At 38.6% G+C, this 15462-nt stretch carries 14 protein-coding genes; 2 read left to right on the top strand and 12 right to left on the bottom strand.

The genetic code is table 11. The features are described 5' to 3' along the window. Positions 1-24: 24 nt before the first annotated feature. From ribD to ACI3K6_RS01810, 3 genes are all read right to left on the bottom strand, one after another. Positions 25-1116: a bifunctional diaminohydroxyphosphoribosylaminopyrimidine deaminase/5-amino-6-(5-phosphoribosylamino)uracil reductase RibD gene (gene ribD / locus ACI3K6_RS01820; protein WP_435553456.1), complete on the bottom strand. Its 1092-nt coding sequence runs from the start codon at positions 1114-1116 to the stop codon at positions 25-27. Continuing rightward, positions 1109-1864 carry a GTP cyclohydrolase II gene (locus ACI3K6_RS01815; RefSeq protein ID WP_435553455.1) on the bottom strand — a complete coding sequence of 252 codons (756 nt, stop codon included), beginning with the start codon at positions 1862-1864 and terminating at the stop codon, positions 1109-1111. Before ACI3K6_RS01815 ends, ribD begins: the two co-directional genes overlap by 8 nt. Before the next feature lie 129 nt (positions 1865-1993). Next, positions 1994-2773 carry a DODA-type extradiol aromatic ring-opening family dioxygenase gene (locus ACI3K6_RS01810; protein ID WP_335478934.1) on the bottom strand — a complete coding sequence of 260 codons (780 nt, stop codon included), beginning with the start codon at positions 2771-2773 and terminating at the stop codon, positions 1994-1996. 384 nt (positions 2774-3157) lie between these two features. Here ACI3K6_RS01810 and ACI3K6_RS01805 point away from each other — a divergent pair, with 384 nt between their 5' ends. Both ACI3K6_RS01805 and ACI3K6_RS01800 read left to right on the top strand, forming a co-directional pair. Beyond that, complete coding sequence (locus ACI3K6_RS01805) at positions 3158-3541, top strand: nuclear transport factor 2 family protein (protein WP_435553454.1); 384 nt, start codon at positions 3158-3160, stop codon at positions 3539-3541. Between the two features lie 195 nt (positions 3542-3736). Beyond that, the gene (locus ACI3K6_RS01800; RefSeq protein ID WP_435553453.1) at positions 3737-4438 is read left to right on the top strand and encodes a pirin family protein; all 702 of its coding nucleotides are present in this window, start codon (positions 3737-3739) and stop codon (positions 4436-4438) included. A gap of 43 nt (positions 4439-4481) precedes the next feature. Here the strand turns inward: ACI3K6_RS01800 and ACI3K6_RS01795 are convergent, their stop codons facing one another. The 9 genes from ACI3K6_RS01795 to ACI3K6_RS01755 all read right to left on the bottom strand — a co-directional run bounded on the left by ACI3K6_RS01795 (position 4482) and on the right by ACI3K6_RS01755 (position 15352). Next, complete coding sequence (locus tag ACI3K6_RS01795) at positions 4482-5516, bottom strand: threonine aldolase family protein (RefSeq protein WP_435553452.1); 1035 nt, start codon at positions 5514-5516, stop codon at positions 4482-4484. Positions 5517-5627: 111 nt separating this feature from the next. Beyond that, positions 5628-6980: an APC family permease gene (locus ACI3K6_RS01790; protein WP_435553451.1), complete on the bottom strand. Its 1353-nt coding sequence runs from the start codon at positions 6978-6980 to the stop codon at positions 5628-5630. 105 nt (positions 6981-7085) lie between these two features. After that, positions 7086-8555, bottom strand: coding sequence for an aldehyde dehydrogenase family protein (locus tag ACI3K6_RS01785; RefSeq protein WP_435553450.1), 1470 nt, complete (start codon positions 8553-8555; stop codon positions 7086-7088). Positions 8556-8584: 29 nt separating this feature from the next. Further along, complete coding sequence (locus ACI3K6_RS01780; RefSeq protein ID WP_435553449.1) at positions 8585-9658, bottom strand: ABC transporter substrate-binding protein; 1074 nt, start codon at positions 9656-9658, stop codon at positions 8585-8587. Further along, positions 9655-10464, bottom strand: coding sequence for an ABC transporter permease (locus ACI3K6_RS01775; RefSeq protein WP_435553448.1), 810 nt, complete (start codon positions 10462-10464; stop codon positions 9655-9657). Before ACI3K6_RS01775 ends, ACI3K6_RS01780 begins: the two co-directional genes overlap by 4 nt. Before the next feature lies 1 nt (position 10465). Continuing rightward, complete coding sequence (locus ACI3K6_RS01770; RefSeq protein ID WP_335480839.1) at positions 10466-11269, bottom strand: ABC transporter permease; 804 nt, start codon at positions 11267-11269, stop codon at positions 10466-10468. Beyond that, entirely contained in the window at positions 11254-12378 is a 1125-nt protein-coding gene (locus ACI3K6_RS01765) for an ABC transporter ATP-binding protein (RefSeq protein WP_435553447.1), read from the bottom strand. Before ACI3K6_RS01765 ends, ACI3K6_RS01770 begins: the two co-directional genes overlap by 16 nt. A gap of 129 nt (positions 12379-12507) precedes the next feature. After that, positions 12508-13710, bottom strand: coding sequence for a saccharopine dehydrogenase family protein (locus tag ACI3K6_RS01760; protein WP_435553446.1), 1203 nt, complete (start codon positions 13708-13710; stop codon positions 12508-12510). A gap of 271 nt (positions 13711-13981) precedes the next feature. Beyond that, entirely contained in the window at positions 13982-15352 is a 1371-nt protein-coding gene (locus tag ACI3K6_RS01755) for a putrescine aminotransferase (RefSeq protein WP_435553445.1), read from the bottom strand. Between the last annotated feature and the right edge of the window lie 110 nt (positions 15353-15462).

Here is a 15462-nt window from a genome sequence, read left to right as displayed (position 1 = left end):
ACAATGGAGTGCTTTTATCCAGATTTATTTATAGATCGGATATCCAATAAATTTAAAATCCTTACCGATTTTTTCAATCGTTGTATCTGTTAACTCAATTGCCTCAAGCATTTTATCTACCCCAGTACCTTCCAAGAAGGTAGGAGCATCTCTTCCACCGATTAATTTAGGGGCAAAATAAAGAACCACTTTATCAATAAGCTGATTCTCTAAAAAGGAGCCATTAACCGTCCCTCCCCCTTCAACTAAGACAGAGGAAATAAGGTGTTCACCCAATGTATCGAGGACTTCTTTTAGATGTACATTTTTTGAACCATTCGTATGAAACACTTTAATCCCCAGTGATTGTAAAACAGACTCTTTCTCTTGGTCATATTGATTACTTGTAAATATCCAAGTATCCGCTTGCTTGTCTGTGATGACCTTTGAATCCAGCGGAATTCTTAAGGTAGAGTCTAAAATAACCCGGAGGGGGTTCCGTCCATTTGGGATTCTGGCAGTCAATTCTGGATTATCCTTTAAGACCGTATTTACTCCGACTAATATTGCCATATGTTCATTTCTCATATGATGAACGTCTAACCTCGACTCTTGTGAGGTGATCCATTTGCTATCAGATGTATGTGTGGCTATTTTCCCATCCAAGGTGGTACCAGCTTTTAAGGTGATAAACGGTTTTTTCTGAACGATAAATTTATTAAACACTTCATTCATTTGACGGGATTCTTCTTGTCGAACTCCAACGATCACCTCAAGACCAGCATCCTTAAGGATCTTTACCCCGTTTTCAGAAACAATTGGATTCGGATCAAGAGTGGCAATTACTACCTTTTTAATTCCTGCCTCCACAATGGCAACAGCACAAGGGCCAGTTCTTCCATGATGCGAGCACGGTTCAAGTGTAACATAGATGGTTCCGCCCTTTGCTTTTTCTCCAGCCATTCTTAATGCATGAATTTCAGCATGGGGTTCTCCCGCTTTCAAATGGGTACCAATTCCCACAATCCGATTATCATTCACAATGACCGATCCAACTAATGGATTCGGATCTGTCTGTCCTTTCATCGCCTTTGCATTACTTAAGGCCAAATCCATATAAAACTCGTGATTAGTCATTACAACAGGTCTCCTCTTCCTTCAAATGACCAGATCGTTTCACTTTGGTTTCTAAGTATTTCTCGTTAAATTCAGACACGTCTCCCCATAAAGGTTCCCTGCCTGAAACCGGTAAACCGGACTCTTTTAATGCCGTTAATTTTTTCGGGTTATTTGTAATTAAGGCGACAGGTTTGGAACGTAATGCCTTTAAAACCTGTATGGCATCACTATAATTTCTGGAATCATCAACAAAGCCAAGTGCTTGATTTGCTTCAACGGTGTCATAATTATTTTCTTGAAGTATGTAGGCAAGAGCTTTACTAAATAAACCAATTCCCCTTCCTTCATGGTTCGCCAAATAAAATAATGCTCCCGTACCGTGCTCTACAATCATTTTCATCGATTGTTTTAATTGGAATCCACAGTCGCACCTTTTACTGCCAAAAATATCCCCAGTGTGACAAATGGAGTGCATTCTTATAATGGCGTCATCTCCATACTCAAAATCACCGTAAACCAACACACTAGATTGTTGGAATTCGGCTAAATTCGCTGATGATAATTTTTCAATAATACGCTCAAAATTCTCTGTTACCTCATCACAATTTAACCAGCAATACCAATTAAAAATAACTGTTTCCCCATATAGATTAACTGGCAGGCGAATCGGACCTACTAAATAAATGGCCCCTTTGTCTGTTTTTATTAATTGAATCTTATCGTTTAAGACAGAAAGAACCTTTGTATCAAATTTCGTCTGTGCCATTTTTTAAAATCCCCCTAATTAAAGACTTATTGTTAGTTTTTTCATGAAAGTTATTGGTATCCAATATAAAAAGAAAAAAGTTTACCTCAGTCAGTAGAGATAAACCCATTTTAGCGTATTTTACGAATATTATCCAAATTGCCACACGCTATGGCTTAGATTTCCATAACGGAAACTACGATGGAGTAAGGTTGCTTTATGCTCATTGTCTGCTGCGCCCATTGCATAAAAAATCGGAACAAAGTGTTCAGTCCCGTACGGTGGCACGGCAAACTGTGCATTTGGGGCTAATTGATTGTATTGAAAAAGTGCTGATAAGTCCCAATTTTCGATATGATAGGCGAGCCAATTTTCAAATTCAAGGGCCCATTCATCAGCTCGTCCATCGTCTGCCCAGTTAAGTGCACGAAGATTGTGAGATGTTCCACCGCTGCCAATAATTAAAATATCTTTTTCTCTTAAAGCTGATAATGCTTTTCCAATATTATATTGTTCTTGAGGTGTTAGTCTCGAATTGACTGACATCGATATGACAGGAATATCTGCATTTGGATAAAGCATACGAAGGACCACCCAAGCTCCATGATCTAAACCACGCTGAACATCTTTTTCAAACGGTATTCCACTGTCAATGAATAAATTCTCAATTTCTGAAGCCATTTGTTGATCCCCTCTGGCAGGATATTGAATCTTATATAGTTCTTCATCAAATCCTCCAAAGTCATAAATGGTCCGATACTGCTCAACATTGCCCACTTGTTGGATTCTTGATTCCCAATGAGCTGAAAACAAAACAATGGCCCTTGGACGAGGCAAATCTTTTCCTAATTGGTTAACAAACTGTGTATATTCATTGTTTTCTACTGCAAGCATGGGAGAACCATGGGCAATAAAAAATGATGGCATCATAACTATTTCCTCCTCTTTATATCGGTTTATATTTAGTTTTGTTATACGAAAATTTATTTCTTATTAGGATAACTTAGCTAAAGCTTAGCATGAGATAATAAATTTGTAAATATGAAATTAAGTTCTCTATTTAAAAACTTTCATCTTAAAAAAGGTTATATTTTTATATGGTGTTCAGTATTGAAGTACCAAAACAGGAAATCGCCCAAAAGTATATACCTGTGTTTAGTGGGTTTTCATAGACATATTGTGTATGGTCGAGAAGATTTTTGCACTTATTGTAATGGAAGATAAGTTACATTCGTTTTTTTCTAATCCAAAAGGAATAGTTCTACCCGCATCGAATTATTAATTTAAAACCAGTGAAAAAGGAGAGTTAAGAGAATGATTGGTGAAGAGAAAAAAGAAATGGTTAAAAAATATGTAGATGCATACAATTCGTTTAATGTTAATGATATGCTTAAGCTTTTACATGATGAAATCTTGTTCAGAAATATTTCAAATGGTCAAGTTGACACGGAGACCAAAGGAATACTAGAATTTAGAGAACTTGCCGAAAAGTCGTCAAGGAACTTCTCAAGCCGAAAACAAACAATTATTAACATTGCAACTATTGACAATCAAGTTGAGGTGCAAATTGATTATGAGGGAATACTAGCTGTTGATTTACCCAATGGATTAAAATCAGGTGATAAGTTACAACTCATAGGAAAGTCTCTATTTGGTTTTAAAGAAGGAAAAATTTCTTTAATTGAAGATTATAGTTAAAACAGCTTAAGCAGGTTCTACTATTAACAAATAGCTCCCGAGTCGTAGTTACGACTCTTTTTTCTCTTTGAAGATTACTTCTAGAAATATTATCAATCCCCTATTTGACAAACAGGGACAAATATTATATTATTATCTCGAATTCGAGATATTGAAATTTGAGATTGTTAAAATAAAAATAAGGGGTGTAAAAGTATGTTAAAGAAATTAGATCACACAAATATGGGTAAAAGTAATTTGGGTTGGCTTAGAAGTATTTTTCATTTCTCATTCGCGGAATATTATAATCCACAAAACATACAGTTTGGAAAACTGCGGGTGGTAAATGACGACTTAGTTACCCCTGGAACAGGCTTTGATTTTCATCCTCATAAAGAAATGGAAATCATTTCATATGTCGTGAATGGTAAGCTAACTCATGGTGACAGTATGGGCAATCAAAACACCATCTCGCGGGGACATGTTCAATATATGAGTGCAGGAACCGGTGTGTTTCATAGTGAGCATAATTTGGGTGAGGAAACATTAAGATTTTTGCAAATATGGATCTACCCAGATCAAGCAGGCTACGAACCAAATTACGGTGATCACCGATTTGATTGGGACGAGAGACAAAATAAATGGCTCCTCATGGTATCAAGCAAAAACGGCAGTGCTCCTATAAAAATAAACCAGGACGTAAATATTTATGCCCTTGAATTGGAAGCAGGCAAAGAAATTGAGTTTCCAGTGGACGCTAATCGACAGGCCTATTTAGTGCAAGTTGAAGGAAGCTCCATGATTAATACTGTTACTTTAAAAACAAGAGATGCATTGGAAATTGTGGAAGAAAATATCTTCATTAAGGCTAATGAAACTGCCCATTTCGTTATTTTGGAAATGGAGAAAATTTCTTAAAAAACATGGTCCTTCGTACTTTACGAAGGACCATGTTCATTTTTTAGTTTGATTTTAAAATCCTTTTAAGATCTTCCACAAATCCTTGGACCGCTTCTTCTTTAGTTGCCCAGGATGTTACTAGGCGAATGGCAGATTGATCAGGATCAGTCTTTTCCCAAATTAAAAAGCCATATTTCTTTTGCAGTTGTTCAATAGATGCATTTGGAAGAATAGGAAACAGCTGATTAGATGGTGAATGAATTAAAAAAGGAATATTCGCTTCACTAACCCCCTGTCGAAGGATGCCTGCCATTTTATTGGCATGCTCCGATAATTCAAAAAACAAATTATCACGAAACAATTCAGAAAACTGAATGCCCAATAACCTTCCTTTTGCCAGGAGAGCGCCCTTTTGTTTCATATGGAAGCGAAAATCTTCTTTAAGACTCTCCCGACAAATCACTAATGCCTCGCCAATCAATGCACCATTTTTGGTGCCGCCTATGTAAAAAGCATCCACAAGTCTAGGTAAATCACTTAGCTCGAGGTCATTCTCACTCGAACACAATGCTGAGCCAAGCCTTGCACCATCCATAAACAAGATGAGCTGATTTTGATCACAAAAATGACGCAGTTGTTCCAAATCATTTTTTTTATAAATCGTGCCAATTTCTGTAGAGTTTGATATGTATACTAGCTTTGGTTTTACCATATGCTCATCCGAATGGGTCTCAAGTACCGAATGTAAGTGCTGAACCGTTAATTTTCCGTCATTCGTCTCTACTGTTATTACTTTATGGCCGGTAGCTTCAATTGCTCCGGTCTCATGCGTTGCAATATGAGCAGTAACTGCGGCTATTGCTGCTTCATGGGGTCTTAAAAATGCTGAAATAGCAATCAAATTGGTTTGAGTTCCACCTGATAATAAATGAATGTCTAACTCATTTTGCTTAAGTCTTCGCTTTAAATACTCAATGGCTCTTTTGGAAAATGTGTCTTCTCCATAGCCATCCTCCTGATCTAAGTTCGTTTCTATTAAAGCATTTAAAATTTGGGGGTGTGCGCCCTCGCTATAGTCGTTCTTAAAGCTGTACATTTCAATGCCTCCCTTTTTACACTATCATTCTTTCAATATCGTAACATAAGATTGATCCAATTAAGAACCATATTTAAAGGGTGCAACCAAATTTTGGGCACCCTCTAAATTCTATATCGAAGTAGATTGATCCGCTTCTTCTAAATTAAAGTCTTTAATGCTTATCTTGAAGAATTTCGTCTGAAATACCATATAAATTAGCCCAATAGCCGTCCAAACAAGCCCACCTATTAGGGCATCTGAACTTAGATTAACCCAAAGAATCCCTGTCGATCCCGCCCCAAGCAACGGCATAAAAACATATGAGAAAAGCTGTTTCCCCGTTTTATATTGCTTTTGCCGGAAAACAAAATGGGCTAAAACAGATAAGTTAACGAATGTAAAAGCAATTAGCGCTCCAAAATTAATAAAGGAAGCAATTAGTTCGAGACTTGGTGTGATCGCAAGCAGTGAAACCAAACCAACTAAAATTGCGTTAAATGTTGGAGTCCGAAATTTTGGATGAACATAACCAAACACCTTTCTTGGCAGAACACCGTTGCGACCCATGACATAAAGAAGTCGAGTTACACTTGCATGGGAAGCTAATCCGGAAGCTGCCGTTGCGGCAAAACCACCGGCTACAAGGAAGACTTTAAATAAAGTTCCCCCTACATACAAACCGATTTCAGGTAGAGTATTGTCTGTCACTTTAAAATTGGAGAGATCCGGAAAAAGGGCCTGTGCAAAGTAGGAAGCAACAAAGAAGATCGCTCCACCAATAAACACTGTTAAGATAATGGCACGTGGCAGTGTTTTTTGATTGACGGCTTCCTCTGCATACATGGTGATAGCATCAAATCCAATAAAGGAGAAGCATACTACAGTAGCTCCGGCTAAAATAGCACTGAGATGGACATTGGAATGGAAGAATGGCTCTGAGGTGAATAGGGTTCCTTGCCCCATGCCTTGAGATAACTTCATGAATGCAAGGACAAGAAATGCTACAATTAGAAACAATGAAAAAACAACCAGTACCGCATTTGCACTAGAGGTTTTCCCCATGCTCCAAACATTAAATAGGGTCACAACAGCAACATAAGTGACAACCCAAATCCAAGGAGGAACATTCGGAAAAAATGATTCCATATATAGTCGAATAATTAAGGCGTTTACCATGGGAAGTAGGAGATAATCTAGCAAAGCTGTCCATCCAACTAAAAATCCCAAGTAAGGGTTCATAGTCTCTCTGGTATACGTGTAGGCCGATCCAGCACTTGGATATACCTGAACCATCTTCCCATAACTAATGGCAGTGAATAGCATAACGATCAATGCAGCAAGGTATGCCATTGGAACAACACCATTTGTTTCCTCTGATACAATACCAAAGGTATCAAACACAACAGTTGGTGTCATATACCCCAATCCAAGTCCAACAATTGCCCATAGACCTAACGAACGCTTAAGAGTTACCTTCTCCAATTGAACCTACACCCCTTTTTTATACGCTTGTTTTTATTTCACCTCTCAATAGAGAGATTGAAACCAGCCCTTATCGCACTCCTACATTTTTCCTATTTTTAATTACTATTCATCTTTTTTACTAAACCAGCCACTTGGACAGACATTTAGGTTGATGTTGACCTGCTTTACTTCTTGATACGCCTCTAATCCAAACGTACCAAGTTCCCGACCGATTCCGCTTTGTTTATACCCACCCCAAGGGGCCTCATTAAAGGTTAGATGATACGTATTAATCCAAGTAATGCCGGCTCTTAGTTTACGAATTACTCTCTGTGCCTTAGCCCCATCGGCTGTAAAAACAGCACCCGCAAGTCCATAAATAGAATCATTCGCCAGCCGAATTGCTTCTTCTTCTGTTTTAAAACTTTGAATGACTAAGACTGGACCAAAAATCTCCTCTTTTACAATTCTCATAGTAGGTTTGGTTTTACCAAAAATAGTAGGAGCAACATAATAACCCTTTTCATATAACCGGTTGCCCCCGCATAATAATTCGGCTCCTTCTGCTATTCCGACTTTAATATAATCTAACACCTTTTCCATATGAGGTTTCGAGATTAACGGGCCCATTTCAGTATTAGCATCTAATCCGTTTCCAACGCTAATTGCTTTTGCCCTTTTAACAAGTTCCGGTACAAATTTTTCATAGAGAGAATCTTGCAGCAATAGCCTCGATCCTGCAGAGCACACCTGACCTTGATTGGCAAAAATGGCATATAAAGCATAATCTACTGCCGTTTCAAAGTCTGCATCTTCAAAAACGATATTCGGGGATTTTCCTCCCAATTCAAGTGAAACATTTTTTAATGTTTCCGTGGCAGCTCTCATGATCTTCTTTCCTGTAACCGTTCCCCCTGTAAAGGCTACCTTATCCACCAGTGGATTTTCTGAAATCTCGGCTCCAACGGTTTGGCCTGGCCCAAGGACCAAATTGACAACACCTGGTGGAAAGCCTACTTCATCGATAATCTCAAATAGTTTCATTAAACTTAATGGGGTATGCTCAGCAGGTTTGATCACAACCGTACACCCTGCGGCAAGTGCGGGAGCAATCTTTTGGACAGCCATTACTAATGGATAATTCCACGGTACGATTTGACCAACAACTCCAATGGGTTCCCTCACAACATATGCTTGTATATCATCTGGCACATCATATACCTGCCCGGTAGGTTTTGTGATTAACCCTGCATAGTATTCTAATTGATTGACGGCATCTGCAATGTCATAGCTTGACTCCCTTAATGGTTTTCCATTATTTTTCGTCTCTAGCAGGGCAAACGCTTCGATTTGTTGCTTAAGCTTATCAGCCACTTCAAAAAGTAGTTGAGCCCGGTACCTGGCATGCGTCTCTCCCCAACCAACCTCGTAAAATGCTTTATATGCTGCATGAATGGCTTCACGTGCATCTTCTACCGTACCTTCTGTAACGTTTGCAATCACTTCCTCAGTTGCAGGATTGATGATTTCTCTGTGTTCCCCACTTTTGCTTAACACCCACTGACCATTGATATACATCTTGTTGACATTCATCGATTTAACGTCTCCTTTTTATTAAACTATTAATCTTTGTACATTTTAAACTGAAGAAATAATTCATTATAATAGGCAAGATTTTTCTTACCAAGGTTTTCATAAACTTCTAACTTTTTTGTAAGCTCGGGTGATGGGTAGAAACGTTTATCATTTACCATTTCTTTCGGCATATATTGAAGGGCTTGCTCATTTGGCGTTGAATATCCAACATATTCTGCATTTTTCGCCGCATTTTTTGGATCCAACATAAAGTTAATGAATTGATGTGCACCTTCAATATTTTTGGCAGTTTTCGGGATGACCATGTTATCAAACCACAGGTTGGAGCCCTCCTTTGGAACGACATAATCCAAGTTTTCATTATTGGATATGGCTTCAGAGGCCTCACCTGACCATGTAAGCCCAACGGCAGCCTCTTCATTGGCTAAAAGGATCTTGATCTCATCCCCAACAATCGCCTTTACGTTCGGCATCAGTGTTTCAAGTTTTTTCTGCGCCTCAATGAGATGATTTCGATTTGTATCATTCAGCGAGTACCCTAAGCTATTCAAACCTACCCCCATCACTTCCCGAGCTCCGTCAATTAATAGAATTTGATTTTTCAAGTCGGGATCCCACAAGTCTTCCCAGCTCGCTATTTTTTTACCATTAAGCATACTGGGATTGTAAACAATCCCGACCGTTCCCCAAAAATAAGGGATTGAGTATTTATTTTTGGGATCAAAAGAAAGATCCATAAAACGTTTATCGATATTTACTAGGTTGGAAAGCTTAGAATGATCAAGCGGAATGAGTTGCCTCTTTTTTACCATTTTCATAATGGTATATTCTGATGGGACTGCAACATCGTAATTTGTGCCACCCTGCTCAATTTTCGTCATCATCGCTTCATTCGAATCAAACGTTTCATAGATAACCTTGATTCCAGTTTCTTTTTCAAAGCTTTTGATTAATTCAGGGTCAATATAATCACCCCAATTGTAAACGGTCAGAGTATTCTCGCCCGAATATCCCTCTGAAGCGTTCAAGCGGGAATTAATAAAAATCAAGACCGCTGTGGTAACCAGAAGCGTAATAAAAAAACGCAGGAGTTTTTTCATTGTTTATAAACCCCCAGTTCGTTCGCCTTTTTATTCCTTACCGAAATCAATTGGTAGATGACTACCATCAACAATGTAACGAGGCAGAGTATGGCAGATAAAGCGTTAATATTTAAGGAAATTCCACGGCGAGCAAGGGAGTAAATTTCAACTGAAAGTGTTGAAAAACCATTGCCAGTTACAAAAAATGTGACGGAAAAGTCGTCAAGGGAATAGGTTAAGGCCATAAAAAAGCCAGCAAAAATTCCGGGAGCAATAAATGGAACGATCACTCTTGTTAAGACATTCCAGCTACTTGCTCCAAGGTCAAGCGCCGCGTCGATTAACGACGGACTCATCTCCATCAATTTTGGCAATACCATTAAAACGACGATGGGAATACTGAAAGCAATATGTGACAACAATACGGAATAGAATCCCAGTTTTATTCCAGCCATCGTAAATAGGATTAAAAAGGATGCTCCAATAATTACGTCCGGGCTGACGATTAACACATTATTTAAAGACATTAATAGATTCTTGGTCCTTCTTTTTTTGGCATAGTAAATAGCCAGTGCCCCTAGGACACCTATAATGGTAGAAATTATCGCTGATAAAAGAGCAACGATAATGGTATTTAACACTATGATCAATAACCTAGTATCATGAAAAAGTTCACGATACCATTCCAGCGAGAAGCCTTTAAAATCGAACATCGTGTCTCCACTATTAAAAGAAAAAATAATTAAGAAGAAAATGGGTGCATACAAGATGAAAAAGATGAAACCTAAAGTGATTTTTGACAAAGGCGAAATCCCTTTTTCCATCTTATACACCTCGCTTTCGGGTACTCGTTAGAATCATGAATAAAACCATGATGATAATCAAAAACACCGCTATAGTAGAACCCATGCCCCAATCTTGAGTGACAAGAAATTGCTGCTCTATGGCTGTACCTAAGGTGATCACCCGATTACCAGCTATTAATCTAGTAAGCATGAACAATGAAAGTGCCGGTATAAAGGTAACCTGCCAACCAGATTTTACTCCGTCTAGGGTCAAGGGAAAAATAACTCGATAAAAGGTTGTCCATGAGGATGCCCCAAGGTCATTGGCTGCATCTAACAAGGATGGGTTTATCTCATTTAAACTATTAAAAATAGGAAGGATCATGAAGGGGATAAAAATATAAACGGATACAAACACAAAGCTAAAATCTGTAAACAAAATTTGCTGTTCCCCGATCCCAATACTTTTTAAAATACTGTTTACGGTTCCATAGGTACCAAAAATACCTAAGAATGCATATGCTTTTAATAGCAGGTTAATCCATGATGGAACAATAATTAATAAAAGCCAGAATTGCTTATGTTTTGTTTTCGTTAATAAATAGGCGGTTGGATATGCCACAATGAAGGTGAATAGGGTAATTAAAAAGGCATACCAAAAGGAACTAAGCATCATTTTCAAGTAAACGGCAGTGAAAAACTTTTGATAGTTGGCTAGTGAAAGATTTCCTTCAATATCTATGAATGAATAATAGACAATTAGTAATATAGGAACGATGACAAATATGAGAATCCATAGATAGTAGGAAAAAGAGTAAAGGTTTCTGGTTAGTTTACCTTCCATAGGGTTGAATCCTCCTTATCCGCATATGTTTCCAAGCGGCGGTCGAATTCTTCCTCTGTCTCTCCATAGCGCATAACGTGGATGGCTTCTCGATCAAAATCAAGGCCAATTTCTTCACCTACATTAGCCTTCTTAGTAGAATGGACCAGCCATACATTTCCATCTTGATCGTTGCAGCATATTTCGTAATGGACTCCCCTAAATAATTGGGAATCCACCACCACACGAAGTTTACCTTTTTCAGGAGAGGTGATTTCTAAATCCTCAGGTCTTATGACAATCTCTACCGATTCATTTTCTTCAAAACCTTTATCATCACATTCAAACTTTCTTCCGACAAACTCTACTAAATAGTCTTTCAACATTTTTCCTTGAACGATATTTGACTCACCGATAAAGTCCGCCACAAACCGGTTTATCGGATTGTCATAAATATCTGTCGGCGTCCCACTTTGTTGGATTTTTCCTTTATTGATGACAAAAATTTCATCCGACATGGCCAAGGCTTCCTCTTGATCATGGGTGACAAAAATAAACGTGATACCTAATCGAAGCTGGAGCTCCCTTAATTCATATTGCATTTCGGTTCGCAGTTTTAAATCAAGAGCAGAAAGCGGCTCATCAAGGAGGATTACCTCTGGCTTATTTACAATCGCCCTGGCAATGGCAACCCTTTGCCGCTGTCCACCTGACATTTCTCTGATTTCTCGATTTTCATATCCCTCGAGATTGACAAATTTCAACGCTTCCTTCACTTTTTCATTCACATCAGCCTGTTTCGCCTTTTTTATACGGAGACCAAAAGCAACATTTTCAAACACATTTAAATGAGGAAAAAGCGCATAATCCTGAAATACAGTATTGACCTGTCGCTTATTGCTGGGAACATGGTTAATCATTTCACCATTAAACAAGATCTCACCGGTAGACGCTTCAGTAAAACCGGCAATTAATCTTAAAATGGTTGTTTTTCCGCATCCCGATGGACCCAGAAGTGTATAAAATTTTCCCCGTTCCAGTTTAAAACTGACATTATCTAATATAGAAGGATTATTCCCATATTTTTTTGTTACATTGTTAAATTGAATAATCGGCATTCTCCATTTCATAAGGTCCTCCCTGATCTATTCATTTCAGTTTGATAAACCTTTTTAGTAATCGCTTTCATTTTAATGTTATTAGAGAATAACCCCATTGAAGGAGTTATTCTCTAAGATGACGTTGATTAAATTCTATGATTAAGCCGTTTTGATAATTGGACTAGTTTTCTTCATCACATACCATTCCATTCCTCTTGCCTGTAATCTTTCAAAGAATGGAACAGGATCGATTTTTTCAGGCGGTATACAGCCTGTTTCAGTTAATAGACCTTCAGCAATCATATCAACTGCTACAACCGGCGGAACACCGGTTTGCCATACTGTTGCCTGAAAGCCTACTTTTTCATATATCTCATCATGGTTGGCCATTGTATAGACGAACATCTCCACGTTTTGACCAGCTTTGGTTCCTTTCACATTGGCACCAACGCATGAATATCCATGAATTTTTCCGGCCAATTCTGCTGGCTTCGGCATGGTTGTTACCACCACATCGCGTGGTACAACATCCGCACCGCCAACACTGATTGGCTCTTTGCTATCAAGCCCTAAATAGCTTAGAACTTTGAGCGTGTTGACAAAATCCGGATGCAGCGCATATCGGAACTCTACGTGTTCACATCCTTTTCCAATAGATCTTCCTAAGGTCACTGCTTCCTCATGTTCTACCACATAACAGTCCAGCCAGCCAATCGGCTCTGGAAATTCGAATTCATCTCTATTGGCAAAAGGGGTTGGATAATATTGCAATCCCTCTTTTGCTGTCCAGTAGTTAGGTTTGGCTAAACATTCCTGAATGGCTGTTTGCGGGCTAAAATAAGCACAGAAGCCTTCATAGTCTACATCGGAATTATCCCCATCAAGTATCGTAATCGATTTAACAGTATCCATCTGGTCGGCAGCGAATCTAGCCGCTATATTAGAAAATCCAGGGTCGCAACCTAACCCCATAATCCCCAGCACTCCTGCTTGCTTAAACTTATCACCCCATTCCAGTTGCTTTAATAGGTCATCTGGGCTATCGGAAGCCATATCAATATAATGGGTTTTTGTATCAATACATGCCTGCATTACCGTATAATTAAATTCTGGTATCCCCGCATGAAGCACCACATCTACATCATCCAAGATAGAAGCTACACTTTCACGATTGTTCGCATCTACCTGACAAACCTCAATCGGTGTCGTAGTTTGCTTCCTTAATTGTTTTGCAATTTTCTCAGCTGACTTGGTTGAAATATCTGCGAGAACTAATTCTGATAAATACCCTTTTTTGACAACCTCCGACGCACACACCTGACCTACACCGCCAACTCCTAAAACTACAACTTTAAAACTCAAACAGTCGTCCTCCTAATTTTTTTAAATTTCTAAATCCGAATGTGAAACAACCAACGTTTTCTGAATACAAATACGCTTTTCAATTTACCTTGTCACGCTCCTCTCGGAAAATTCGCAAGTTATTTATATTAAGCCGAAAAAAGGATCTACCCTATTCGGCTCAATAACCAATTATAGCCGGCAACTAACATCCCATATATTGGTATTTTACCATTTATAAAGTGATAACTGAAGTTTTATTGCCAATTTTCAGACTTTAGAAACTGTACTTTTACACACGAACTGATTGACGTTTTTGTTCCTCAGCCAATTTTTCAATATGTCGCTCAATGGCATTAAGAACTGTATCAATTTGTTCATAAGAAATGACTGCAGGCGGCTCAATTCGGATCACGGTGGCGTTATTAAGAGTACCACCTACCAAAATATTGTCGGTAAATAGGCGCTTCGCTAAATCAAAACCTATATCGTTATTAGCAAACTGCATTCCAATCAATAAACCTTTCCCTCTCACCGCAACCATTAAATCAGAATACTTATTTTGGATGTTAGATAGCCTTGATAATATATATTCACCTTTTTCCCTCGCCATCTCAGGAATATTTTCTTCAAGGATTGTTTTAATACCAGCTATTGCCCCTGCACAGCAAAGCGGGTTACCACCAAACGTAGAGGAACCTAATAAAAACGGATTCTCCTCTAACTTAACCCAATGTTTTGGACGGGCAACCATTGCAGCGATTGGCATTACACCTCCACCAAATGCTTTACCAAGTGTCATAATATCTGGAACGACATCAAAGTGTTCAATACCGAACATCTTACCTGTCCGACCCATACCCGTTTGAATTTCATCCACAATGAGCAAACAACCATGGTTATCACAAATTTCACGTAAGCGCTTAAAATAATCCTGTGAAGGAACGTTGACCCCACCTTCGCCTTGAATTGGCTCCACTAAGATCCCGGCAACGGATTCTCCGGTGGCTTCTAGATTTTTTACCATTGTTTCCATTGCCTCTGCATTACCATATTCAACATGATAAAATCCAGGTAAAAGCGGCATATATGGTTCACGGAAAACTGCCTTTCCAGAAGCTGAAAGGGACCCAAATGTTTTACCATGGAAGCCATTTGTGGTAGAAATAAAACATTTTTTCCCTGTTGCAATCCTTGCTAATTTAAGAGCCATTTCATTTGCTTCTGTTCCACAATTGGTTAAATAGGAATATTGGAGATCACCAGGGGTAATTGCTGCAACTAGTTTTGACAAGTATCCACGAAGAGGATCAACCAACTCCTGACTATGCAGTGCGTATCGTTTAATTTGCGATTCTACAGCCTTCACCACATTTGGATGACGATGGCCGAGTAAGTATACACCGTAACCTCCAAGACAGTCGATAAATTCCCGACCCTTTGTATCCCGAAATACAGCACCTTCTCCTTCCCACTCCACAAACGAGAAATCAGTGGAAGCAGCTTTGCGGTGTTTAAGGATTGCTTTATTAACATACTGTTCGAAATTCTCAACTGAGTCCTCGACAATCTGGTTCTTTTCCTCCGACGTAAGTTGATCACTCTCAATTAGATGTAAAATATTTTTGGCAAGACTTAAGCTTTCTTCTCTTGGTTTTTGCATTCTATCCATCCTTTTTATCATTTTTAAAAAGCTCATAAATCTAAAATGCAAGTATCGTGCCAATTAAATAACATTGATAAATCAATGTTTACTTAAAAGGGTACTTCTCA

The sequence above is a fragment of the Neobacillus solisequens genome (genome assembly GCF_051233465.1).
GTDB lineage: Bacteria > Bacillota > Bacilli > Bacillales > Cytobacillaceae > Neobacillus.
Note: the sequence above shows the minus strand (reverse complement) of the source record. Positions and strands in the feature narration are given on the sequence as shown.

Bases quoted from the DNA above. Each gene is read 5' to 3' on its own strand.
- ACI3K6_RS01795 (WP_435553452.1), bottom strand. From the start codon at position 5,516: ATGTACAGCTTTAAGAACGACTATAGCGAGGGCGCACACCCCCAAATT.
- ribD (WP_435553456.1), bottom strand. From the start codon at position 1,116: ATGACTAATCACGAGTTTTATATGGATTTGGCCTTAAGTAATGCAAAG.
- ACI3K6_RS01805 (WP_435553454.1), top strand. From the start codon at position 3,158: ATGATTGGTGAAGAGAAAAAAGAAATGGTTAAAAAATATGTAGATGCA.
- ACI3K6_RS01775 (WP_435553448.1), bottom strand. From the start codon at position 10,464: ATGGAAAAAGGGATTTCGCCTTTGTCAAAAATCACTTTAGGTTTCATC.
- ACI3K6_RS01770 (WP_335480839.1), bottom strand. From the start codon at position 11,269: ATGGAAGGTAAACTAACCAGAAACCTTTACTCTTTTTCCTACTATCTA.
- ACI3K6_RS01785 (WP_435553450.1), bottom strand. From the start codon at position 8,555: ATGAATGTCAACAAGATGTATATCAATGGTCAGTGGGTGTTAAGCAAA.
- ACI3K6_RS01755 (WP_435553445.1), bottom strand. From the start codon at position 15,352: ATGCAAAAACCAAGAGAAGAAAGCTTAAGTCTTGCCAAAAATATTTTA.
- ACI3K6_RS01815 (WP_435553455.1), bottom strand. From the start codon at position 1,864: ATGGCACAGACGAAATTTGATACAAAGGTTCTTTCTGTCTTAAACGAT.
- ACI3K6_RS01810 (WP_335478934.1), bottom strand. From the start codon at position 2,773: ATGATGCCATCATTTTTTATTGCCCATGGTTCTCCCATGCTTGCAGTA.
- ACI3K6_RS01800 (WP_435553453.1), top strand. From the start codon at position 3,737: ATGTTAAAGAAATTAGATCACACAAATATGGGTAAAAGTAATTTGGGT.
- ACI3K6_RS01780 (WP_435553449.1), bottom strand. From the start codon at position 9,658: ATGAAAAAACTCCTGCGTTTTTTTATTACGCTTCTGGTTACCACAGCG.
- ACI3K6_RS01765 (WP_435553447.1), bottom strand. From the start codon at position 12,378: ATGAAATGGAGAATGCCGATTATTCAATTTAACAATGTAACAAAAAAA.